Source organism: Mycoplasma sp. 5370 (assembly GCF_054343435.1).
Window position 1 is genome coordinate 16,060 of sequence record NZ_JBTGVF010000005.1, and the last position, 24,322, is coordinate 40,381.

Here is a 24,322-nt window from a genome sequence, read left to right on the forward strand (position 1 = left end):
TATAAAAGATTTGGTTTTATAAAAAAAAGTATTATAATTTAAAAGCAATATTTATTAAATACCTGTTACATTATTAAATAAATTATTAAATTATCAAGGAAGGAACAATGAGACAAACAACTATTGTTAAGCATCTTGAAACAGACAAAAAATGATATGTTATTGATGCAGAAGGACAAGTTTTAGGGCGTTTAGCAACTTTAGCTGCTACTTATTTAAGAGGAAAAAATAAACCTACATTTACTCCAAATGTTGATATGGGAGATAACATTATTGTTATAAATGCAGAAAAAGTAATTTTAACTGCAAACAAAGATGAAAATAAAATTTATTATTCACACTCAGGTTATCCAGGTGGATTAAAATCAATTAAAGCAAAAGATTTAAGAGCAAAAAAACCAGCAGCTATTGTTGAAAAAGCAATTAGAGGAATGTTACCACACACAAAATTAGGAAATAGACAAAGAGTAAATTTATTTGTATATGCTGGACCTGAACATAAACATGAAGCACAAAAACCAATGAAATTAGAGGTTAAATAATGGCTAAAGAAATGAAAAATCAAAAAATGTTAACTGGAACATTCTATCGTGGTTTAGGAAGAAGAAAATCTTCTACTGCAAGAGTTATCTTAAAACCAGGAAAAGGAAAATTTACAATTAATAAAAGAGAAGCTAAAGACTATTTAATGTCAGATCTTTTAATTAAAGATGCTTTACAACCTTTAACTATTACAGAAACAGAAGGAACATGAGACATTATCGTTAATGCTTCTGGTGGTGGTTTATCTGGGCAAGCTGGAGCAATTAGATTAGGAATAGCAAGAGCTTTATTAGAATCTTCAAAAGATTATAAACCTAATTTAAGAGAAACAGGTATGTTAACAAGAGATGCAAGATCTAAAGAACGTAAAAAATACGGACTTAGAAAAGCACGTAGAGCAAGACAATTTTCTAAACGTTAATATAAAACACACATTTTGTGATATAATTTGTATGCAATTTGCATATAAATTTATTAATGGGAGCGTAGCTCAGACGGTTAGAGCACACGACTGATAATCGTGAGGTCGATGGTTCGATTCCATTCGTTCCCACCATTTCAAATTTGACCAAAAGCAATTATTTGCTTTTTTTATTTGCTTTTTTTGCAAAAAAAATATATAATTTAATAGCAATAGATAAAAATTGCAGAAAGTAGATTAATCTCTCACCTAATGGTTATTCCATGGGTATGCTACAATTTTGTTTATAAACTATTTTATTATTAAATTGTATCTAATTGAGAGAAAGTGGTGTATTACCACTTTATTTTATTTAAATTCGTAAGGAGAAAGAGTTATTAGTAAATTAAATAACAATTTTGGGAATAAAAAAAAGCCACAACAAGAACATTTTGTTAATGAAAATATTCCCTTTTCAAAAATTTTCGTAATAAATTCAGACAACAGTCAAGTTGGTGTTCTTTCTAAAAATGAAGCCATTGAAATGGCGAAAGAACAAAAAATGGACTTAGTTATTATTTCTATTGATAATTCAGGTGACAAACCTAAACCAATAGGAAGAATAATGGATTATGGAAAATTTAAATATGAAAGAAAGAAAAAACAAAAGGAAGTAAAAGAAAAACAAACTTTTGTTAATAATAGAGAAATTAGACTAACTCCAGGAATAAACATTAAAGATATAGAGACCAAAGCAAGAAAAGCTAGAGAATTTCTTTTAGATGGAGATAGAGTAAAAATTTCTTTAAAATTTAGAGGTAGAGAGGCTTCTAGACCTGAACTTGGTAAAGTTGTTTTAGATAAATTTTATGAATACATTTCTGACATAGCTAAAATTACAAAAGATGCACAGCAAAATGAAAGATTTTTAGATATGTATGTTGAAAGGGATAAAAAGAAATTACCACATTTGACAAGTTCTAAAAAAGAAAAAGAATTAAAACAAGAAGAGAAAGGTAAAACCGAAAATGCCAAAAATGAAAACTAAATCCTCTTTAAAAAAGAGATTAAAAGTTACAGGAAGTGGAAAAGTTAAAAGAGGACAAGCTTATAGATCTCATTTAGCTCAAAACAAAACAACTAAACAAAAAAGACACGCAAGAAAAGCTACATTAGTTTCTGCATCAGATTTAAAAAGAATAAAAGGTTTATTTTAATAACATAGAAAGAGGTAACAACAATGAGAGTTAAAGGTGGAACTGTTACAAGACAAAGAAGAAAAAAATGATTAAAATTAGCTAAAGGATATTGAGGACATAAATCAATAGGATTTAAAGTTGCAAAACAAGCAGTTGTTAAATCTTGAACTTATGCTTTTAGAGATAGAAAACAAGTAAAAAGAGATTTTAGAAAATTATGAATAGCAAGAATTAATGCTGCTTCTAGACCTCTTGGAATTACATATTCTCAATTAATTAACGGACTTAAAAAAGCTAATATTGAAGTTAATAGAAAAATGCTTTCAGAACTTGCGATTCATCATCATGAAGTTTTTGAAACTATCATTAAACAAGCAAAAAGTGCTTTAAAATAATTAGAAAAGGAGAATAAATATGGCAAGAAAAGATGCAATAACAGGAAAAGGTCCTATGGTGGGAAATAAAAGATCTCACGCTTTAAATGCTACTAAAAGAACTTTTAGATTAAACTTGCAAAAAATGAAAATACTTAATGAAAAAGGGCAAGTTGTTACAATTAAAGTAAGTGCAAAAACAGCAAGAACTTTACGTAAAAACGGTAAATCAAACTAGTTTTTAATTAATATAACAAAAAATAACCTAAAAATTTTTAGGTTATTTTTCTTCACTTTTGTCTTCGTTTTTATCTTTAATTTTTCCAAATTCGCCTTTTATATGACAAGATCTGCATCTTGCTTCATATTCTTCAGTGTCCCCTAAAAGTTTTACATTTTTACTATTAATTTTTCTAAAACTTGTAGATGCTGCATTTTTACACTTTACACATACTGCCTGCAATTTTGTAACATTTTCAGCCATTGAAAGTAATGCTGGAACAATACTAAAAGGTCTTCTTAAATAATCCATATCCAAACCGCTTACTATTACTCTTACACCATCATCAGCTAAATCACTAAGTAAATTAAGAACATCTTTACCAAAAAAGTGAACTTCGTCAATAGCGATTGCTTTATAATTTTTTTTATTAAATAACTCTTTTATTTCTTCGGCTGTAGAAGCATTAAAAGTTGATATTTTTGCTCCTGATCTAGAAATTATTTCATCTTCTGCAAACCTATTATCAAAGTGTGGTTTAACTACTAAAGTTTTAATATTTGCATATTCTAAAATTCTAATCCTTTTTAACAATTCTTCGCTTTTTCCAGAAAACATAGGACCGGTAATAACTTCAATCATTCCTTCAGAAAATTTTTTGTACATCATTCATACTCCTTTGCGTGTGTATTAATTATTATAATTATAAAAAGCAAAAAAATGAAAAATTTTTTATTTTTTTATTTTTAATTTATATTACATTAAAATTTGGTAAAATTTTTATATTAATTTAATTAATATAAATTAAATAGCAAACTAAAGAGGTAAATATGTCAAAAGAAAAACTTTCTAAAAAACTTGCAAGATTAAATTCCAAAAGCGAGAAAAAACAAAAAAAAGAAAGAACACCAGAACAAATTAAAAAAAGAAAAATCCTTAATGGAGTTTTATTTGCATCAGCTGCTTTGGTAGTTTCTGGATTAGCTATAGGAATTCCTTTAGGTATCACTAATGCACAACCTACAAAAATTGCAGCTAGAGCAGATTCAGATATTTTAGTAAGTATATCTACACCAAACGGTCCTAAAAACTTAAATCTTCAAGATATTATCAACGCAACCCAAACAGATTCAGTTATTAATAAAGAACAATTTGATGAAGCACAAAAAGTTTTAATTAATTATCTTTATGAAGAAGAATATGAGGCTTCTCAATTATTCAAAAAAGCATGAGATAAATCTTATGTAGCAGGTAAAACAAGTGCAAACGATAGATTTAATCCTAATTTTAAAAGCTATGATGATTTAAAACAATCACAACAAAAATTCCTTGAAGACGAAAGAAGAAGATATCAAAGAACTTATGGTTTCCAAAATTGAGAATCTGAATTTAATAAATATATTTCTACAGATCCAAAATTTGGTGGAGCAGTCAATTTTGATAAAGCAGTTGAATATTTAACATATAAAGAAGCAGAAAAAAAAGCTTTTGCAAGATTTACTCCAGAGTTTTCAACAACATACTTATATAAAGATGTTAAAAATAGAGTATTAAGTGAAGATATTAAAGATAAAAATGGAAATATTGTTTATAAAAAAGGTGATAGATTATTTAAAGATATTATCATTTTAGAAGATGATGCTGACAAAGGTTCAAACGTTGTAAATGGATTTATTCCAAATATCGAAAGAGAAAGTGATAAATCTAAAACAGAATCTGAAAAAGAAAAAATTAAAGATGAATATAAAGTTTCTGCATTTTTAACAAATTCTTATGTTAAAGAGTATATGAATGCAAATAATGTAATTAATAAATTTTATTTTAACAATAATGCTTTATTAAAAGATAAATTTTCATTCTTTGATGTTTCTCAATTAGTTATTCATGCTAATCAAAATTCTTCAAATGCACAAGATGCATGAACAATTGCTAAAGCTGATTTAAAAGAATTATTAAGATATTCAGTAACCCAAATAAATTCTAATGATTTAACCACACAAGAAGTAAAAACTACACTAAGTTTAATTGAAAACTTCAAAGGAAATACTGCTACTTCAGATGAGAATCAAAAATCTACTGATAGAATTTTACTTAACACAATTAATTCATCAGTTAATAAAACAAATGCACAAAATTTAGGACAATTACCTTTAAGAAATTTAAGTCAAATTTTTGATAGTGAAGATTCTTCTTATGGCATTACATTTTTAGATAATGTATTTAGTGCAAAAGAAGCAACACATATTTTATCCACTACTTTATTTAGTAAAATTAAAGAAAAGTTATTTGCAAATGGACATGAAAATTTACTTCCAGATGCTTCAACTTTAACTAATAAAAAATTAACTGAAATTAATGAACTAAATAAAAAAATAGCAGATTTTATTGATAAACTAAGCGATGGAGAACTTAAAAAAGCTGGTGAAGCTTTTAAAGAAACTTTTGGAGAAACTACCGGTTCAAGTTATAGAATTCACACAATTTATAAATTAACTGAAAACAGTTCAATTATTTATTCAAGTAAAGGATTGAATATTATTTTAAAAAATTCAATAAACACTTTTGATAAATTACAAGAAATTCTTAAAAAAGAATTACAATTAAATGCTAATAATCAAATTAACTCTTCAATAACTAACAGACTTAAAATAAATGACTTATTTAATGAATTAAAAAACGAAAGTTTTGTTTTAAAAGACACAATATCTGATGAAAAATTTAAAACTAAATTATTGACAGATGTAAAAAGTAATAAGTCTGAAGAAGAAAAAACCAATTATATTAAGTCTTTAGAAAAAAATATTGATAATAAAATAATTTCTTATTCTAATGATTTAATTTTAAAAATAAATACTAAAATTGAAACTTATTTAACAGAAATTAAAAAATACAATTTAAATGCTGATTTTAATTTTGACAACACTAAAAACTACTGAACAATTACAGGAAAAACAGAAAAATCAGATGTAGACACTATTTATGATGCTTTACAAAAACATTTTGGAATTATTAAAAATAAATAAAGGAGAATAAAATGAAAAAAATTAAATATTCATTATTAACAAGTGCTATAGCGGGAATTATTCCGTTATCTGTTGTTTCTTGTTCTCCTGTTGAAGTAGAAAGTTCAGAAAAAATAATTCAAGATGAGAAATTAAAAAAAGAAGTAGTTAAAAGATTTATTGAAACCAAATATATCGAAACCATTTTAACTGATAAATGATTTAAAAATCAAAACTTAGATCAAGAATTTAAAAACAAAAATAGCGAATTTTATGCATTAGTTAAAAAAGCATTTAATTTTTACCAAAAACAAGAGTTGAAAAAAGACAGCACCTTTACAGTAAAATTTATAAATGATTTAAATTCTAATAATTTTTTAACTACAGAAGAATTAAAAGAATTATATACAGAGGTAGGACCAAATAAATTATTTACAGAAAAAGGATTTGAAATTTTATTTAACAACAATAATTCAGATTTAAAAAACAATATTTTAAAAATGGTTTTAGTTTTTAAATTCTTAACTAGTTCTGAATCTAAAGATATTATTGAATCCAATAAATATAAAACAAATTCAGCGGAAAAAAACACAAATTATAATCAAAGATTAGCATATCAAAATACTAATCCAGAAACCAAAGATTTCTTTTTAAAAACACTTTTATTAGAAAAACAACCTGCTCAAATTTGAAAATATGAGTCTACTGATTCAGATGACTTAGCCACTTATAATTTATTAGAAATTAAAGATGAAAATTCTTTTAACTCTTTAGTAGATGAAAGATTTAAAAATTCCAAAAACACCAATAAAATACAGGATTTTGAGTTATTAAATGTGAATGATGATATTGATTTAAAACAATTATTATCATATCAAGGAATTCTCTACAATCAAGGTTCTAACCCTAAAGGAAGTTTTAATTATGATGTTTATACTTTGAAAAGAGAGACAAATATAAAGAGCGGATTTGTGGATGAAAATTCTAGAATTATATATTCTAAAAATGATTTAGCAGCTGCAGAAAGTTGAAAAGGTAAAAAAGAATTACCTATCAAACTAAAAGACTCTTTTGACAAGACAAAAACAAAATATCAATTAACTAAAGAAGATATTGAAGTTGTTAAAGCAGCAGAACATAGTGATGTTACTTATACTGTTGAAAAAATTATGCCTTTTGAATCAGATAGCATCCAAAAAAGAGCAACAGTAATTATCAAGATGGTATTGACTGCAAACAAAGACCAACAACACCCTTCTGTAAGAACTTATGCAGTAGATGTAACTTGAGATTCAAGCACACCTTCTTACTCTCCTAATATTTCTGATGCAGGTAGAGTACTTAGTGATTATCCTTCTTCTGTAAAAGCTATAAGTAGTGATTTAACCAAAATATCAGCTTCTTATGTAAATAAAATTGTGCCTTTATTTGATGAAAACAAAGCAACAACAAAAGACAATGTAACAACATATAAAACTTATTTCTCTTTAGATCACACACCTTGAAATACAGTAGAACAAAAGGAAATATTGGCATTTTCATTATATTTAGCAGACAAAAACACTCTATATGAAGAGATTAAAAAATTCTATGAAGATGCTGGTTACAAAATTGAATATAAAGATTCAATTTTAGACCCAGAATCAAATAATAAAAATACAACTAAAAAATAGAGATGTAAAATGGAACAATTATTTTTAAAAATTATAAATAGAGAAATACCAGCAAATATCATTTATGAAGATGAAAGAGTTATAGCTTTTCTTGATATAAAACCAGTTACAAAAGGACATTTTTTAGTAGTTCCTAAAATTTATTCTAGAAATTTATTTTCTATTGAAAATAGTGACTTAGAATATTTAATTGTAAAGGCAAAAGAACTTGCAATTGAACAAACTCAAAAATTAAATGTAAAAGGTTTTAAACTACTTATAAACAATGAAAAAGAAGCAGGTCAAGAAGTTTTTCATACTCATATTCACATAATACCAAGTGAAAAATAAAAAAATCTCTTCTTTATTTTAAGAAGAGATTTTTATGGTCTATTTGATATGGTGCCAACAACAGGAATCGAACCTGCGACCCCATCCTTACCATGGATGTGCTCTACCGACTGAGCTATGATGGCTTTTCTATAATATTATAAACTAATTTAACAAAAATAGGAGTAAATTATGATGAGATTTTTTGCACAAAAAAAAGAAAATAATTATTTTATATTATCTAAGGAAACCCTCCATCACATAAAAGTAGCTAGAATAAAAAACGAAAAAATAATTTGTATATATGAAGAAAAATTTTATATTTGTCATTTAGAAGGTGATTTAGCGATAATTGAGCAAGAATTGAAAGAAAATCATGAATTTAATGAACCTGTTATTATAGCGAGTGCAATAATTAATATCAAGCGTTTTGAATGATTAATTCAAAAGGCTACAGAACTTGGTGTTAGTGATTTTTATCCAATTTTTAGTGAAAATGTTGAGCAAAAATTAGGCAACGACATTGACAAAAAAATTGAAAGATGACAAGAAATTGCCAAAAGTTCCACGCAACAAAGTTTCCGAAATAAAGTTATGAAAATACATTATCCCATTAACTTTAAAGAAATTTTAAACTTAAATATAAAAAATAAATATATAGCACATGAAAAAGTTGAAACTTCTGATAAAAATATTCTTTTTCCTCAAAATTCTTTATTTTTAATAGGTCCAGAAGGCGGTTTTAGTCAACAAGAAGTGGACTTAGCTTTAAAAAACAACTTTAAAGCAATAAGTTTAGGAAAAAGAATATTAAGAGCAGAAACCGCTCCTTTGTTTATTTTATCTAGAATAGAAGAAAATTAATTTTTTATAAAATAAAAAATAAATTTAAAGTAAAATTCAATTATGAGAATAATAAAAGCAACGTTAAATGATGAAGGTAGAAGATTATATAAATTTATAATTAAATATTTTAACAAGGTTCCTTTATCTAAAATAGAAAAACTTTTTCGCTTAAAAGATATAAAAATTAATGGCAAAAGAAGCAATGATAAAAAATATATTATTAGGGTTAATGATGAAATCCAAGTTTATGGACTAAATGAAGAAAAAATAAATCAAGAATTTACAACCACAAATAACAGTAAAGAAAAAAACTTTTCTATAATATTTGAAGACAAAAATATTTTAATAGTAAATAAAGAAGAAAATATAGCTATTCATAGTGAAGATAATTGTTTAGATTTACAAATTTTAAAGTATTTAAATTTTAAACAAAAAGATTCTTTTATTCCATCTCACATAGGTAGAATAGATAAAAAAACTTCAGGAATAGTAATATATGCAAAAAATTATAAAGCACTTGTCGAATTAAAAGAAAAACAAAAGAAATTTGAAAAAATTTATATCTTTAAATCTGATATAAAAATAGACAATAAATTCACTTCTTCACTTTTTCTTGAAAAAGATGAAACTAAGCAAAAAATGAAAGTAGTAAAAAACTCAAATATATTAGCTATAACAGAATTTTTTAGTGAAAATTCTAAAAAATATGCAAGATTAATAACAGGAAAAAAACATCAAATTAGAGTGACTTTATCACATTTAGGTTTTCCGATTTATGGCGATACAAAGTATGGTGGTAAAAAAAATTTTAGAGTTTTTTTACATTCACATAGAATCAAATTTAAAGATTTAAGTGGAGATTTATCTTATTTAAATGATAAAGAATTTATAAGTTATCCAAAATGATAGTAAGGAGAAAAATGAAAAGAGAAGAAATAATTGAATTAGCTAAAATATTAAAACTTATTCCAAATGATGAAGTTATTTTATCATTAGAAAAAGAACTTGATGAAATTTATAAAATGTTAAACGAATTTAAACAGATAGATGTTGGTAATGTTAAACCACTAGTTAGATTAACAAAAATTAAAGATTTTAGTTTAGTTAGAGAAGATGAAGTGCTTGAATATACAGAAAATAAAGGGATTTTATTAAAAAACGCACCTGCAAAAAACAAAAATTTTGTGCAATTAGAAAGGGTTATAAATGATAAAAAATAAAGGAAATTTTTTACTAGCTCACAAAGAGTTACATAAAGACACAAATAATGCAGTTTCTTTTCTTTTTCCAGAACAAGAAATTATAGAAAACAAAGCACTTAGCGGTTGTGTTTTTACTATTAAAGATGTTTTTGCTACAAAAACAGCTAAAACACAAGCGTCTTCTAGATTACTTGAAAATTTTTACCCTTCTTATAATGCTACTGTTGTGCAAAAATTACTTGATAATGGAGCAATACCTGTAGCAAAGGTTCATAATGATGAGTTAGCTCTTGGTGGAGAAGGTATTTATTCTTATTGAGGAATTATTTCTCACCCTTTAGATAACAAAAGAAAAATAGGTGGTTCTTCTTCCGGTTCTGCAGCTACATTGACAAATAACGTTTCCTTTGCTTTAGCTTCAGATACAGGAGATTCTGTAAGACTTCCTGCATCATATATAGGAAAAGTAGGATTTAAACCAAGTTATGGAGCAGTTTCAAGATTTGGTATGTTTGCATATGCTTCCTCTTTAGATACAGTTTCATGATTTGCTCATAATGTTAATGATGTTATAGAAGTTGCTAAAGTTGCTTATGGAAAAGATTATAATGATATGACTTCCGAAAACATTTTAATTAATAATGTTATAAAAACAAAACCAGATAAAATTGGATATTTTAACATTCCTAAAAATTTGCTAAGCGAATCTGTTTATGAAAAATATTTTTCTTTTATAAAGGAAATTTCCGCATTTGTGGAAACAGAATCCATTGAACCTAATGCTGATTTATTAAAAGCAATTAAACCAGTATATGACATTATTTCCTATTCTGAGGCAAGTTCTAATTTAGCTAATTTAAATGGAATAGCATTTGGGCAAAGAGAAAACGGTAAAGACTGAAGTGAAATAATGACTAATACCCGTTCAAAAGGTTTTGGAAAAATGGTACAAAGAAGATTAATATTAGGTTCTTATTTCCTTGAAAAAGAAAATCAAGACGAATTATTTCTAAAGGCACAAAAAATTAGAAGATTGATAAAAAATTATTTAGATGAATTATATGATAAATATGACATAGTTATTTATCCAGCAGCACCTGATGTTGCCCCTTATTTTGAAAATACAGAAAAAAGAAGTTATATGGATTATATTTTAACAGGTTCTAATTTAGCTGGTTCTCCATCTATAACAATGAAATTAGGAGAGGACAAAAATAATAAATTACCTTTTAATCTAGCAATAGATTCTAAAATGCAAAATGATGAAAAATTATTGAGTTATGCACTTTGAATTGAAGAAAAATTAAAGGAGAAAACTAATGAATAATTATGAAGTGGTTATAGGTATTGAAATACATTTGGAATTAAACACTAAAACTAAAATGTTTTCAGCAGCTAAAAATTCATTTAATGAAGAAAATAATAAAAATATTAGTCTAGTTGACTTAGCTTATCCCGGGACATTGCCTTTATTAAATAAAGAAGCTGTTATAAAAGCTATAAAATTAGCAAAAGCATTAAAAATGAATATTGATAATGAATTACATTTTGATAGAAAAAATTATTTTTATCCAGATTTACCAAAAGGTTTTCAAATCACACAACAATTTAGACCTATAGGGAAAAATGGAAAAGTTTCTTTTAAAATTAATAATGAAGTTAATGAAATTTCAATAGAAAGAATACATTTAGAAGAGGATACAGCAAAACAATTACATACTGAACAAGGAACTTTTTTAGACTATAATAGAGCAGGTATTCCGTTAATAGAAATTGTTACAAACCCTGTTATTAAAAATGCAAATCAAGCTGCAAAATACATTGAAACAATTGCTAAAATAGCAAAATTTTTAGGAATATCAGATGCAAAGTTAGAAGAAGGTTCACTAAGAGCAGATATTAATTTATCTTTAAACAAACCAGGAGAAGGTTTTGGTACCAAAGTAGAAATTAAAAATATTAATTCAGTTTCTAATGTGAAAAAAGCGATAGAATTGGAAATTGCAACTCAAACTTTAAAATTAAATAATAACGAAAAAATCATTCAACAAACTAAACGTTTTGATGATGTTTTACAACAAAATATAGTAATGAGAGAAAAAACTGGAGCAGTTGATTATAGATATTATCCTGAACCAAATATTCCTGTTATTCAATTAAAAGAAGAATTTATTGATTCAATTAAATTAGATAAGCTACATTGAGAATGGGAAGAAGAATTATTAAACCAATCAGTTTCTAATATTTACGTAGAACAGTTATTAAATAATTTTGATTGATTACAATTCTTTAATAAAATAAATTTTGACAATAAAGATAAATTAGCTAAATTCTTTTTTTCTGAAATTGTTCCAATTATAAAGGAAAAAAGCATTGATTCGTTAAATATAACCCCAAATAATATAGTTGAAATTTTAACTTTAGAAAAAAATAATTCTATTTCATCAAAACAAGCAAAAGAAATAGTTTTATATAAGGAAAAAGAAAATTTAAGTATTGATGAAATTATTAAAAAATACAATTTGGTTCAAATAGAAAATAATGATTTAATTCAAAAAATTTTAAATAATTTAATCTTAGAAAATGAACAATTATTAAATGATTATGAAAATAGACCAGAAAGAGTTATTAAATTCTTTTTAGGACAAATAATGAAACAAACTAAAGGTCAGGCAAATCCTCAAAAAGCTAATGAATTAACAATTAAAACAATTGAAGAAAAACTTAAAAAATAATTGAAAGAAGTAAAAGATAAATGAACAAAAAAAAGAAAAAATTATTGTTAGCATTGTTATTGCTAACTGGTGTTGTTGGTGTAGGTTCTGCAGTTATTGGTACAACTTACGCTTTAACTAGAAACAAAAAAACTCATTCAAATGCAAATACAGAAGAAAATCTAGAAGATTACAAAAAATCTAGTAAATCAAAAATTGAAAATTATTCTAACTTAAATGACGAAACTAAAAATGGTTTGGCTAGTTTTATAAATTCATTAAATTCAAAAGAAGAAATTAATAATATTTTAGATCTTTCTTTACAATATAATTCTATTGTTAGTAAAATAATAAGCACTATTTCAAATGCTCAAACAGTTAAAGAAACAAAGAAATATACAGAAGCCAATAATAAAGGAGAGTTTGATAAATTTTTATTACAAACAGAAAAATTTTTAAAAGACAGCAAGTTAATTTCTGATGTTGAACAAATTAAAACACTAGATTTTTTAAATAAAATAAATTCTACTTTAGTTAATTTAAAAGATTCAGAGAAGAAACTAAATGGTTCAGATGAACAAAATCTAGAACCTATAAAAGAAGATAAAACTTTTAAAGAAGATGTAGAAAGAAAACTGGAAATCAATTTTAATTCAAATATAGAAGCTTATGATTTAAAAAAATTCTTATATAGTGCATCTATCAATAAAGAAAATCAAAATATTTATTTATCACATAACGATATAGAAAATGTGAATTTAACTTTAGAAGAAGTAAAAATAGATTCTACTAATGTTAATAATTTAAATTTAGTTTATCTTGCAAAAAGTACTACTGATTCTACTAAATTTGCAAAAGTTACTAAAACAATTACTTTTAGTAATGATTTAAATTCTAAAATTAATGCAATTAAAATTAGTAATTTAGATGAGATTTTTAATTTTAGTTATGATCAATTTTTAGATTTATATAAATCTGATTTAATAAATAATTTTGAAAAAATAAAGGATATTTTTGTTTCCAAACAAAAAATAATAAATAATTTTTTTAAATATAAAATTGAAGAAACAGATAATATTTTTATAACCGATAATAAGATAACTTTAAACATTGGTTTTTATGTAAATGATACTAAAATAAAGGAAATTCCTTTACAAACAGAAAATTCTGTACAATTAAAAAGTGACTTGTTGAAAAATATTTCAATAACGCCAAAAGAAATATTTACCAATTCTAAATTTTATAGAGAAGTTCAAAATTATTATGATTTTTATAATTCAGAAGACATTAAAAAATATTATGCTAACATTAAACAAATAAATATTTTTAATATGTGATTAAAAGATGATTTATTTTCTGAAGTTTTAAAAACTTTTCCTGAATATTCAAGTAAAACATTAGAAACTGCTTTAAATTCTTTAACTAATCCAACAAATGCTTCTGCTAATGCTTTAACTCAAGAAGAAATTAATAAAGTATTTAATAAAATTTATAAAGAGAATTTATTATTTGATATACAAAAACCAGAAGGTGTAAAAGTTGAAATAATAAATTACAGCAATGATTTAAGATATGAAGTAGATGGTGATTCATTTTTTGCTACTTTTAAAATAAAAGTTACTAAAGGAGAAGAATCAACAACTTTTAATTATTATTTAAATAATTCAAAATCTGATGCTAGTGATAAAGATTTAAGAGATGAAGCAAAAATTATTAAAATTATAACTGAAGCTAATAAAGTTACAACTAATGGAAAAACTATTTCAACTCCTTCTGCTAATCTATTTTGAAGTAATATCGAATTTAAAAATCCAAATATAAACCACACAATGTTTAATGCTAAAGATGCTAAAGAAGCATTAGAAACATCGTATAAAATGCCAAAAATAGGTAAATATGAAATTTTTGTTAAAGAAGTTAAGGATATAATTAATAACACAGGAAATACTAACGGTGGTCAAGCTAAAGTTTTTCTGTGATATAAAAAAGATGGAATAGAAGTGCCTTTACCAAAAATAAATACCACAATGTTTATTAATTCTCATTTAAAAACAATTAATTTCTTTAAACCTTTAAGTTTTAGAGATATTAAACCAATAAATGAAAATGAATGATTTACACAAAATGATTTTATTAACAAAGAAATAATCGATCAAAATGATAAAACAATTATTAATCAAATTAATAGTTCAAATTTTGATTATAGAAGAGTTGATGGAGTGATTGATAAATCAAAAAATCTTCAATTTAGAGTTTTAGATCCTAAAGACATAATAGAGCAAAAAGCCTTTGAAGCACTCAATTTCTTATTAAAATTTAAAAATGCAAATTCAGATACTTCTAATTCTAATGACAATAATTTTAGTAATTTATCAAACACAGGAAGTGCAAATAAAGATGATGCAGATGTTTCAAATAAAAATTCATCTGTAAATGGTTTTTTCACTTCTCAAACATCTATTAAAAACACAAATGATTCAGAAAATAATTTAAATTTAGCTAATATTTATAATAAATACTTTATATACTTTTATGATGTTAGAAGCGAAAATGAAGGAAGTTTAACATTCAAATTAGGTTTTATAAATAAAGAAAATACTGAAAAACGTTATACAAATAATCAGGACATTACTTTAGTTAATTTAACAAATGACTATAAAGAAAACTTGTATCCAGAAATAATTTTAAACAGTATTAAATACAGTGATTTAAACATAAATACAGCAAATATACAGCAAATTAGTGCAAATGATTTTAAAAATAAAGTAAATAATCATTCAAGCGATCTTTCGAATTATGTATCTTTAAAATCAAATGAAATCCCTTATAACAATTTCAAAATCAACACAAGTAATATTTCAATTGCAGAAGCTAAAAACATAGATAATAATTCTATTTATGTTAAGTTACAATATACAAATCCTAAAAATAACAACAGCGTTATTAAAGGGAATGTATGATATAAAATTCAAGGCTTTGCTTCATCTGTTAATTCAAAAGAGGAATTAACTTTTGCTAAAAAAGAGTTAAAAACTATTTTTGAATCTTCTTCAGAAATAAGAAGAGAAAGAGAAATTGAACCTTATCAAAAAGACTTATTATGATCTTTTGATGCTCAAACAGAAGCTGCAAGTTGAACATTAAAAACCAAATATATAGAAAAAACCTTTTTAAGCAACAATTCCACAAATCGAAAAATTAAATTTCACTTATTTGGAAATACTTTGGTTCAAAACGATCAAAGACTAACAAATATTTCTTCTTTAGACAAGGGGTACAACTTTGAGTTTAATTTTGAAGATCTAATACTTGGCAAAGAAATTTCTTTTAGACAACAAACCATTATAATTAACAAGTTAAATGGTGGAGAACATCCAAGATTTTATTTTGTTATCAAAGCTAAATATCAGCAAAATGAAGGAATAAAATTCACAGTTGAATTGGAAGATAAAAACTATAAACTTCTTGTAGGAAATCCATACAAAGAAGCAATTACTTTTAAAGAAACACAAGATGAAACTAAATTTGATAAATTTAATAAAAATAAAGCATTTTTAATAAATAATGCTGGTGCTTCTATTTCGCTAAATTATACAAATACAATTGAACATGAGGATTTTGGTCAAAAAACTAATCTATTTAGTTATAAAAACCTAGATTATAATCAAGAAAATCAACCTATTACTTTCTTTACACCGCAAGAAGTTATTTTAAGCAATGAATACAATCCAAATCAAAATGTTAGTTATGAATTACATAACGGATATAAACAAGATAATGAATTTCTTCATAAAGACTGAAAAGATATTCCTTTAGTTAATAATGTAAGATCAAGAGCAATCGCTTATGGTTTGGGTTCTGCAACAATGTTTGCAAAAGTAAGTAGTAATCCTAATGATGGTAAATTTTACATTATTACAAACAACCACGTAGAAGCTGGAAAAAAATATGTCTTTGATGACAATAATTTACCAACAGAAGTTACTAATAAATATATTGTTAAATCATCTAATAACTTTGATAATAATGTAGAACCAGGATATTCTTATTGATCAGGATCTAATAGAATTTCTAAAGCAACCTCTGGTATTATATGAACTGGATTAAATCAATATGATAAAAACGGAAATAACAACACAGCAGGTAATTTTGTTGATATGACTGTATTTGTTGTAGATGCTTTTGAACTTATTAAAGAAGCACAATTAGAAGGTAAAATGGATATGGTTGCATATTTTAAAAACTGATTTACTTTACCAAATACTAATTTAGATTATACAGGTGTAGAAGGAGCGATTTTCTTTGGAGCAAATCTTAAAAACTTTGCAATGAATGGTTTTCCATATGGAAAACAATCAGGTTATCTAATTAACAGAGCAGGTAGCTCTTCAGGAAATGTTGGGTTATCTAGACAACAAGGATATACTCCTACTTTCTTTAATAATGGAAATTCAGGTACAGGAATTTTAGGAGAAAATAACAGTTATATTTCAACTATAAATTCAGGAGCATCTTTAACATTTTTACAATCTTGAAACTATGAAACAATTACACATAGTTATTTTGGAATTAATTGAAATAACGAAGATCCATTATCATTAACTAATAAGAGATCGTTAGCGGCACAAATATTAAAATTAAATGTACAAAAACCTTTTGAATATAGTGTCCCTTGATTTTTTAGAAAGGAAAAATAAAGAAATAAGTAATAATGAAATATAAATTTATAGATTTGTTTGCTGGAATCGGCGGTTTTTATAAAGCTATTGAAAAAGTAGCGAAAAATAAAAATTTTGAAATTGAATGTGTTTTTAGTAGTGAAATTGATAAAGAAGCAATAAAGGTTTATTCACATAATTTTAAAAAGAGTAAAGAAGAAATTATAGATATTCGTTTATTGGATGAAGATTGTTCACAAGTTCCAGAACATGATATTTTATTTGCAGGTTTTCCTTGTCAAACATTTTCAAATGCAGGAAACAAAAAAGGTTTTGAAGATGAAATAAGAGGAACTCTATTTTTTGATATAGTAAAAATTTTAAAAGCAAAAAAACCTAAGTATATTCTTCTCGAAAATGTGAAACATTTGGTAAAACATGATAAAGGTAGAACTTGAACTATAATAAAAAAAGTATTAGAAGAGGAATTAAATTATTTAATACCTGAAAATCCCTTGATTTTGTCTCCACATAATTTTGGAATTCCACAAAACAGAGAAAGAGTTTTTATTCCTGGTATATTAAAAGAAAAACAAGAAAATAAAATAGAACAAAAAGATTTTATTTTTTCTTTCGACTCAAAAAAAACAAACGAATTTATTAATATTTTAGAAAAAAATGTTGATGAAAAATATTTTTTACAAGATGAATATTTGCTTAAGATTTTAAATGCGTGAGATGAATTTGTTAGGGAAGTAAAATTTCCAGAAACAAGAACTTTACCGGTAATCTGATTAGATGAATTTGATCAAAATTATGAGTTAAAAGGTTTAGTACCTTGAAGAAAAAAATATTTAGAAAATATGAGAGAATTTTTTGAAGAAAATTATATTTTCATAAAAAAATGGATGGAAAAATACAATGTTTCATCTTGAAAATTAAGAGATAAGAAATTTGAATGGCAAGCGGGAAAAGAAGTTAGAAATATTCAAAATACATTTATTCAAATGAGACAATCTGGAATAAGATGCAAAAAAGCAGAAATTTTCCCTACTTTAGTTGCTATCGTGCAAACATCAATTCTTTTTGATAAAGAAAAAAACAAATGAAGATACATTACTCCAAGGGAAGCAGCAAATCTTCAAACCTTCCCAAAAAACTTTATTTTGCATAATGAATTAAGTGAAAATCACAAAGATCATTATGCATATAAACAATTAGGAAATTCAGTTAATATTTTTGTAGTTGCTTTAGTTATTGAAAAATTATTGGAGTATAAATAATGCTAAAATACAATCATATTGTTGGAAATAAAATTGAAAACTTAGAAACAATACATCCATTAGAAGGAAAGAATAACAAGGATAAAGAAAAGTTTATGAAAATTCTTGTTGAATTTTTGTCAAAAAATAATAATGTTGTTAAATATGAAAAACTTTTTGAATCAAAAGAAATTTTTTCTTTAAACTTGAACAATAAAAAATATAATATTTTTATTGAACACACAGATAATGGCGGAAGAAATAATGCTAAAAAAATAGCGATTACAAACAATAAAAAATTTAGGGAGTTAATTAAACTAAGAGAAAAGTGTTTGATTATAAATGTTTACATTCCTTTTTCAAACGTAAAAGAACTAGACTATTCTAATACAATTTTTTTTATAATAAATCCAGAAGAATTTATAAAAAGCAAATCAATGGAATCGGGAACTTCAAGTTCAAGATGAGTAACTAATGAAGAAATTCTTAATTGTATAAACGAACAAGAAAGTAAAGAAATTTATAAATTAAATTATAGAAATAATGTTTATATTATTCATAATTCTAAAATACTTGATTTCTTTTTAAATGAAATTCCACAAATATATTTAGATTTTTACAAAAAGGATATAGAGAGAGAATTAAAATTAAAAACAATAAATAGGAACAAATTTAAAAACCCGGAAAATGAAAATAAGTATAGAAGACTTTTTAGACAATATTTATTTAATGTTTATCCCGAAAAATGTGCTTTTCAAAATTGCGATATAGATATTCCAGAGTTGTTAATTGCTTCCCATATAAAACCAATTAATGAAATTTTAAAAGAAAAAATAGACATTAAAGACAAAAGAGAACAAATTTGTGATTATTATAATGGATTTATTTTTTGTGCAAATCATGATAAATTATTTGATAAATTTTTAATTTCTTTTGATATTGATGGAAATGTTTTAACAAAAGAAAATAAATTTCTAAAAAGTGAAAGTTCTTTTTTTCAAAATACTTTAAAAGATAAAATAGGAATTAAAATTTCTGTTAATCATGAAAAGTATTTAAAATTTCATAGAGATAAAACTTTACAAGTAAAATAAGAAAAATAATTCATTTATATTCTAAACAATGACAAATTGAATCAAATTTTAGAAGTTTAAAAAGTTATTTAGCAATAAGACCAACTTATGTTTATTTAGATAGCCACATTGTAGCTCACATACTTTTATGTTTTGCTTCATTAGTGGTTTTAAAATTATTCATTCATAAAACAAATGAATATTATTTTAAACACAGAATTAATAATCATCTTACTGAATGACAATTTATTAAAATTTTAAGTTTAGTTAGAGAAGAAATATTTATAAATAACATTACAGGAGAAGAAATAGAAAGAAAAAGAGAAAAATCAGGAAGCGATATCGATCTTTGAAACAAGTATGATGAGATCAAAAAAATTGTAATTAAATCAGATAAATAAAAACCGTTTTGCCCCATAAAACAGGCGTAAACGGTTTTTTAATTCTTGAAACTGGGAAAGACGGGAGAATTAAAATATATACAAAATAAAAATAAAATGTAAAGAAAACTATAAAAAAACATGATTTTTTATTTTATGTTTTATAATTTTAATGTAATAAAAATTAATAAAAGGGAGATTTTTAATAAATGAAAGCAACAAAAGTTATTTTAGTAGGAGCAGGAGCAGTTGGTTCTTCTTTCTTATATTCCGCCATTAATCAAGGATTAGCTGCAAAATACGGAATCATTGATAAATTTGAAGGACCAAGAGACGGGAATGTTCTTGATTTAGAAGATGCTATTGTTCCGTCTGTTAGAAAATATGAAGTATTTTCAGCTAATTATGCAGATGCTAAAGATGCTGATATAGTCGTTATAACAGCAGGAAGACCACAATTACCAGGTGAAACAAGATTAGAAATGGTAAAAGACAATTCTTTAATTATGAAAGATATTGCAAAACAAATTAAAGATAGTGGATTCAATGGAATTACAATTATCGCATCAAATCCAGTGGATATTCTCACATATGTATATTTAAAAGAAACAGGTTTTGATCCTAAAAAAGTTATTGGTTCAGGAACAATTCTTGACACTTCAAGATTAAAACAATTACTTTCTAAAAAAACAGGAGTCTCAACAAACAATATAGAAGCATTTGTTATTGGTGAACATGGAGATTCTTCATTAATTAACTATTCAACTTTTAAAATAGCAGGATTACCTTTTAGTAAATATGAAGAAAAATCCGGAGTAAATGCTTCAAATTACGAAGAAGAATTAGAAAAACCAGTTTATACAAAAGCATATAAAATTATTGAAAGAAAAAGAGCAACCTTTTATGGTATTGGTGCATGTTTAGCACAAATAGTTAGAGTAATTCAAGAAGATTCTAATGCTGTTTTACCTTTAGGAGTATACTTAAATGGTGAATATGGCGCTTCTGATGTTGTAATCGGAGTTCCTGCTATTATCGGTTCTGAAGGAATAAAAGAAATACTTAACTTAGATTTAAACGACAAAGAAAAAGCAAAATTTGCTAATTCTGTAAGAATTGTTAAAGAAACAATCAAATCAATTCAATAAATAATTTAAGAGAAACTTTTCTAAGTTTCTTTTTTATTAAAATAAAAAATATATTTTAAAATCTTAAAATAATAGTGGTAAAATTTAAATAATTATATATAAGGAAAGATTTTATGAGAAGATTTAACGCAAAAACAATAGCATTTGTTGCTGTTTTTATGTCCATATCTACAATAATGCTTTTATTGGGTATTAGATTTTTTCCTTTTGCAGCTTTACCTAATTTTCGTTTTTCAATAATTGGTTTACCTATTAAAATTACAGGATTTATTTTTGGACCAATTGTAGGTTTATTAACAGGATTTTTATCAGATTTAATTTCTTTTCAATTTGTTCCTAGCACCTATTCAATTTATTACACTTTAGCTTTATCTATTACTGGATTTATTCCAGGAATAATTTCATGATTATTTTTTGATTTTATTAAAAAAAGATTAAATGAAAATTATATTCAAAAAAATATAAAAGAAAAAAGTAAATTTTATGCTTTAAAAATAGAAAATCTTTCTTTATCACTACTTTCTCTTTCTAATGAAAAAGAAATAAAAAAAATTAATAAAAAAATTTCAACAATTTCTAAAAGAATTAATAGATTAAATAAAGAAACACAACAAAATACTTTATTTACTTCTATGTTAATTTTTTGTTGAATTATAATGATAGTTGTTGCTGCTATTGTTTCTACCATTGTATTTTTAGCTCCTGATAAATTATTAGAAGAATCAAAATACATAAAAAATAAAGTAGGTTTTTTAATTTTAATGTTATCTGGAAACGGAACCATGTTGATTTTTATAACAATAGCAAGATTTTTAAAATTTTTTCAACAAAAAGATAGATTTACTACAATGGTTCCTATTATTGCTTTTTCAGTTATTTTAGAACCAACATCAAGTGCAATATTAGCTTTAGGTGATGTTCAATCTGGTGCTTTCCCAACTTTTGAAGTAGCACTAATTACACATTTTATTGTGTCGCCTATTAAAATTTGAGTTAATTTATTTGTTATTTACCTTACAAGTTTAGTAATCCTTCCGATTGTAAAAAACAAAAATAGAAATAATTATTAAAGGAAAATATGGAATTTACAAACAAAATAATTTCTTTACTTGATGTTACTTATGAAGACAAATTAAAAAACTTAAATTTAGAAATAAATAAAGGAGAAGATGTCCTTATTTTTTCTTCTAATAAGAAAATTCCTTTTTGTTTTAAAGAACTCTTAGTTTTTAAAAATAAAAACTATTCTGGCGTCATTAAAATAGGAAAGAATTTTTTAAAAAAGAATTTTAAAGATTTTTGAATACCTGAAAAAGTTTTATCAATTTTTTCTAATAAAAATAAAAATCACTATTTCGATAAACCATTATTTGAAATAATGAAATATTCTTTTAATACTAATGAATATGATTTTAAATTAATGAGAGATTTCCGTAAAGATTGAAAAGAAGTTAGTGATGAATATCATTTTTTCATAAAAGAAGAGGAAGAAAAAATATCATACGATCTTTTTGAAACACAAATTAAAATTTTTGATCAATTTTTTAAAAAAATTAATTATAAAGAATTTTTACAGAAATTAGAACAAAATAATTTTAATTTAAGTGAGTTAAATGATTATTTAGATAAAAGAATAGATATGCTAAATACAAGTTTAAATAATATAACTTACTATGAAATTAAAAAATTTAATGTTTATGAAAAATATAGAGATAAATACAGAAAAAACGAAGGAAAATTACAAAATTTAAGAACTGAATTTGAAATTGCTGAAAAAGAAGTTGAATCATTTGAACATTCTTCAGAATTTGAAATCGCTTCTCATAATCACTTTCAAGAAATTAATCAATTAAAAGCAGAACTTAAAAAAAGAAATGAATTTTTAAAAAACGGGTTTTTAAAAAATGGAATATATTATTTACTTATAAAATCATTGAAACTCAAAATTAAAGAAACTAAAAAGGATTTAAAAGAAGCATATAAATCTGCAAACAAAGAACAGATTGTAAAAGCTAAAATTAATTATTGAATCAAAAGAAAAACACTTTATATTTTTAAACATAATAAAAAGCATCTAAAATATGTAAAACCAAGCGTTGTTAAAGGTTTTTATAACACTATTAAAGAATTTGAAATTGAATTTTTCAATAACTTATTTTTTGATTTTAAAAGGGGTAAAACAATTAAATTGGATAATCAACTAGAAATAATAGAAGAATATCACGAAAAGAAATTTACACTAAATAAAATCAAAATCTTAAATGAAAAGAAATTATTAGACACTTTAATAGAAAAAAAAGAATTAAAAAAAGAAATAAACTTTTTAAAAAAAGCAACAATTGAAGGTTCTAAAGAAATCGATCAAGTAGAAAAACATAAAAAAACAAATGTTTTATGAGAAAAAAAAGCAAATTATGTATGAGAAAAAGAAAAAAATGAAAATTTATTAGCCAATAGCATTGAAATCAAAATGCAAAATAATTCTAAATTAGAACAAGAAATTATTAATAATATCATTGCAATTACTAAAATTGATAGATTTTTATTTTCTTTCTTAAAAAGAAAAAATGAAAATAGCAACGAAGTGGAATTAGAAATATTTAAAAAAATAAAAAACGTAATTTTTTTAAATGATCATTTTTATGTTATTTATCACCCTATTTCTTTTTTATATACAAATGACTTTGAAGACAACGAAATCATTCAGAATGTTATTATTAAAAATGAATTATATAATTTTTTAAAATCCATTAATATAGGTATTGATAAACTCTGAATTCCATATTCAGATTTAACACAAGAAGAGAAAATAAAAATAGACATAGGAAAGTTAAAATTATATTCTCCAGAAGTTGCTCTTGTGGATTTAAATAAAACTATTTTTAATAAAACATATGTAGATCAATTGGTGGCAAATAAAAATCCAAATACTAGTTTAATAATTTTTGCAAGTGATTTTGTTGAAACAAAGCACATTAAAAATTTTGTTTTTATAGAAAAATCGAGAATAATTGAATGTTCATTTAATAATATTAAAAAGGAATTTGAAAGTGAATTTGCTAAAAAATTTTATAAATTTAAATCTTTCGATTTTTCTATTATTGATAAAATTAGCGAACATGAATATGATGAATTATATTCTTCAAGAAGATACTTTAAAAGTAATCGATCAGAAATTTATATTTCAGATAATGAATTAATTTCATCTAAAATTTTAAGTCATAGACAAAAACCGAAAAAAACACCTAATTTTGTAAAATTAGAAGACACGGTTATAATTGATTATACAGAAGAGAAAAGTTTAGAAAATACAGAATAA

At 24.1% G+C, this 24,322-nt stretch carries 22 protein-coding genes and 2 tRNA genes; 22 read left to right on the forward strand and 2 right to left on the reverse strand.

Annotation, left to right across the window (positions count from 1 at the left end):
• Positions 1 to 107 precede the first annotated feature (107 nt).
• The 7 genes from rplM (at position 108) to rpmB (ending at position 2,754) form a co-directional block, all read left to right on the forward strand.
• Positions 108 to 542 carry a 50S ribosomal protein L13 gene (gene rplM, locus ACXX88_RS01270; protein WP_436358834.1) on the forward strand — a complete coding sequence of 145 codons (435 nt, stop codon included), beginning with the start codon at positions 108 to 110 and terminating at the stop codon, positions 540 to 542.
• Positions 542 to 964 (forward strand): 30S ribosomal protein S9, encoded by a 423-nt coding sequence (gene rpsI / locus ACXX88_RS01275; protein ID WP_436358835.1) that lies wholly within the window; start codon positions 542 to 544, stop codon positions 962 to 964. The genes rplM and rpsI overlap by 1 nt, the downstream gene beginning before the upstream one ends.
• Before the next feature lie 58 nt (positions 965 to 1,022).
• Positions 1,023 to 1,099: transfer RNA gene (locus tag ACXX88_RS01280), tRNA-Ile, on the forward strand.
• A 250-nt stretch (positions 1,100 to 1,349) separates the two neighbouring features.
• The gene (gene infC / locus ACXX88_RS01285; protein WP_436359214.1) at positions 1,350 to 1,991 is read left to right on the forward strand and encodes a translation initiation factor IF-3; all 642 of its coding nucleotides are present in this window, start codon (positions 1,350 to 1,352) and stop codon (positions 1,989 to 1,991) included.
• Positions 1,972 to 2,160 (forward strand): 50S ribosomal protein L35, encoded by a 189-nt coding sequence (rpmI, locus tag ACXX88_RS01290; protein ID WP_436358836.1) that lies wholly within the window; start codon positions 1,972 to 1,974, stop codon positions 2,158 to 2,160. Before infC ends, rpmI begins: the two co-directional genes overlap by 20 nt.
• A gap of 23 nt (positions 2,161 to 2,183) precedes the next feature.
• The gene (rplT, locus tag ACXX88_RS01295) at positions 2,184 to 2,537 is read left to right on the forward strand and encodes a 50S ribosomal protein L20 (RefSeq protein WP_436358837.1); all 354 of its coding nucleotides are present in this window, start codon (positions 2,184 to 2,186) and stop codon (positions 2,535 to 2,537) included.
• Between the two features lie 19 nt (positions 2,538 to 2,556).
• Complete coding sequence (rpmB, locus tag ACXX88_RS01300; RefSeq protein ID WP_436358838.1) at positions 2,557 to 2,754, forward strand: 50S ribosomal protein L28; 198 nt, start codon at positions 2,557 to 2,559, stop codon at positions 2,752 to 2,754.
• Between the two features lie 42 nt (positions 2,755 to 2,796).
• Here the strand turns inward: rpmB and ACXX88_RS01305 are convergent, their stop codons facing one another.
• Positions 2,797 to 3,405: a thymidine kinase gene (locus ACXX88_RS01305; protein ID WP_436358839.1), complete on the reverse strand. Its 609-nt coding sequence runs from the start codon at positions 3,403 to 3,405 to the stop codon at positions 2,797 to 2,799.
• Positions 3,406 to 3,566: 161 nt separating this feature from the next.
• On the opposite strand from ACXX88_RS01305, the gene ACXX88_RS01310 reads away from it, so the two are divergent.
• From ACXX88_RS01310 to hinT, 3 genes are read left to right on the forward strand one after another with little or no spacing between them, the layout of a single operon-like run.
• Positions 3,567 to 5,759 (forward strand): HinT-interacting membrane complex protein P80, encoded by a 2,193-nt coding sequence (locus ACXX88_RS01310; protein ID WP_458559340.1) that lies wholly within the window; start codon positions 3,567 to 3,569, stop codon positions 5,757 to 5,759.
• Positions 5,760 to 5,770: 11 nt separating this feature from the next.
• Complete coding sequence (locus ACXX88_RS01315; RefSeq protein ID WP_458559341.1) at positions 5,771 to 7,411, forward strand: HinT-interacting membrane complex lipoprotein P60; 1,641 nt, start codon at positions 5,771 to 5,773, stop codon at positions 7,409 to 7,411.
• 9 nt (positions 7,412 to 7,420) lie between these two features.
• The gene (hinT, locus tag ACXX88_RS01320) at positions 7,421 to 7,741 is read left to right on the forward strand and encodes a histidine triad protein HinT (protein WP_458559342.1); all 321 of its coding nucleotides are present in this window, start codon (positions 7,421 to 7,423) and stop codon (positions 7,739 to 7,741) included.
• Between the two features lie 49 nt (positions 7,742 to 7,790).
• Here the strand turns inward: hinT and ACXX88_RS01325 are convergent.
• Positions 7,791 to 7,866 (reverse strand) — tRNA-Thr (locus tag ACXX88_RS01325).
• Between the two features lie 46 nt (positions 7,867 to 7,912).
• Between ACXX88_RS01325 and ACXX88_RS01330 the strand changes: the two genes are divergently transcribed.
• The 12 genes from ACXX88_RS01330 (at position 7,913) to ACXX88_RS01385 (ending at position 24,322) form a co-directional block, all read left to right on the forward strand.
• A complete protein-coding gene (locus ACXX88_RS01330) occupies positions 7,913 to 8,584 on the forward strand; it encodes a 16S rRNA (uracil(1498)-N(3))-methyltransferase (RefSeq protein WP_458559343.1) in 672 nt (223 codons plus the stop codon).
• Positions 8,585 to 8,626: 42 nt separating this feature from the next.
• The gene (locus ACXX88_RS01335; RefSeq protein WP_458559344.1) at positions 8,627 to 9,475 is read left to right on the forward strand and encodes a pseudouridine synthase; all 849 of its coding nucleotides are present in this window, start codon (positions 8,627 to 8,629) and stop codon (positions 9,473 to 9,475) included.
• Between the two features lie 11 nt (positions 9,476 to 9,486).
• Complete coding sequence (locus ACXX88_RS01340) at positions 9,487 to 9,786, forward strand: hypothetical protein (RefSeq protein ID WP_458559345.1); 300 nt, start codon at positions 9,487 to 9,489, stop codon at positions 9,784 to 9,786.
• Complete coding sequence (locus ACXX88_RS01345; RefSeq protein WP_458559346.1) at positions 9,773 to 11,095, forward strand: amidase family protein; 1,323 nt, start codon at positions 9,773 to 9,775, stop codon at positions 11,093 to 11,095. Before ACXX88_RS01340 ends, ACXX88_RS01345 begins: the two co-directional genes overlap by 14 nt.
• The gene (gene gatB, locus ACXX88_RS01350) at positions 11,088 to 12,503 is read left to right on the forward strand and encodes an Asp-tRNA(Asn)/Glu-tRNA(Gln) amidotransferase subunit GatB (RefSeq protein ID WP_458559347.1); all 1,416 of its coding nucleotides are present in this window, start codon (positions 11,088 to 11,090) and stop codon (positions 12,501 to 12,503) included. Before ACXX88_RS01345 ends, gatB begins: the two co-directional genes overlap by 8 nt.
• Positions 12,504 to 12,523: 20 nt before the next feature.
• The gene (locus ACXX88_RS01355) at positions 12,524 to 17,179 is read left to right on the forward strand and encodes an MGA_1079 family surface serine endopeptidase (RefSeq protein WP_458559348.1); all 4,656 of its coding nucleotides are present in this window, start codon (positions 12,524 to 12,526) and stop codon (positions 17,177 to 17,179) included.
• Positions 17,180 to 17,193: 14 nt separating this feature from the next.
• On the forward strand, positions 17,194 to 18,423 hold the full coding sequence (gene dcm, locus ACXX88_RS01360; protein WP_458559349.1) for a DNA (cytosine-5-)-methyltransferase: 1,230 nt from the start codon (positions 17,194 to 17,196) through the stop codon (positions 18,421 to 18,423).
• Positions 18,423 to 19,496 carry an HNH endonuclease gene (locus tag ACXX88_RS01365; protein WP_458559350.1) on the forward strand — a complete coding sequence of 358 codons (1,074 nt, stop codon included), beginning with the start codon at positions 18,423 to 18,425 and terminating at the stop codon, positions 19,494 to 19,496. Before dcm ends, ACXX88_RS01365 begins: the two co-directional genes overlap by 1 nt.
• Positions 19,497 to 19,639: 143 nt before the next feature.
• On the forward strand, positions 19,640 to 19,876 hold the full coding sequence (locus ACXX88_RS01370; RefSeq protein ID WP_458559351.1) for a hypothetical protein: 237 nt from the start codon (positions 19,640 to 19,642) through the stop codon (positions 19,874 to 19,876).
• A gap of 188 nt (positions 19,877 to 20,064) precedes the next feature.
• Positions 20,065 to 21,003 (forward strand): L-lactate dehydrogenase, encoded by a 939-nt coding sequence (locus ACXX88_RS01375; protein ID WP_458559352.1) that lies wholly within the window; start codon positions 20,065 to 20,067, stop codon positions 21,001 to 21,003.
• Between the two features lie 113 nt (positions 21,004 to 21,116).
• A complete protein-coding gene (locus ACXX88_RS01380) occupies positions 21,117 to 22,073 on the forward strand; it encodes a hypothetical protein (RefSeq protein ID WP_458559353.1) in 957 nt (318 codons plus the stop codon).
• An 8-nt stretch (positions 22,074 to 22,081) separates the two neighbouring features.
• Positions 22,082 to 24,322 carry a hypothetical protein gene (locus ACXX88_RS01385; protein WP_458559354.1) on the forward strand — a complete coding sequence of 747 codons (2,241 nt, stop codon included), beginning with the start codon at positions 22,082 to 22,084 and terminating at the stop codon, positions 24,320 to 24,322.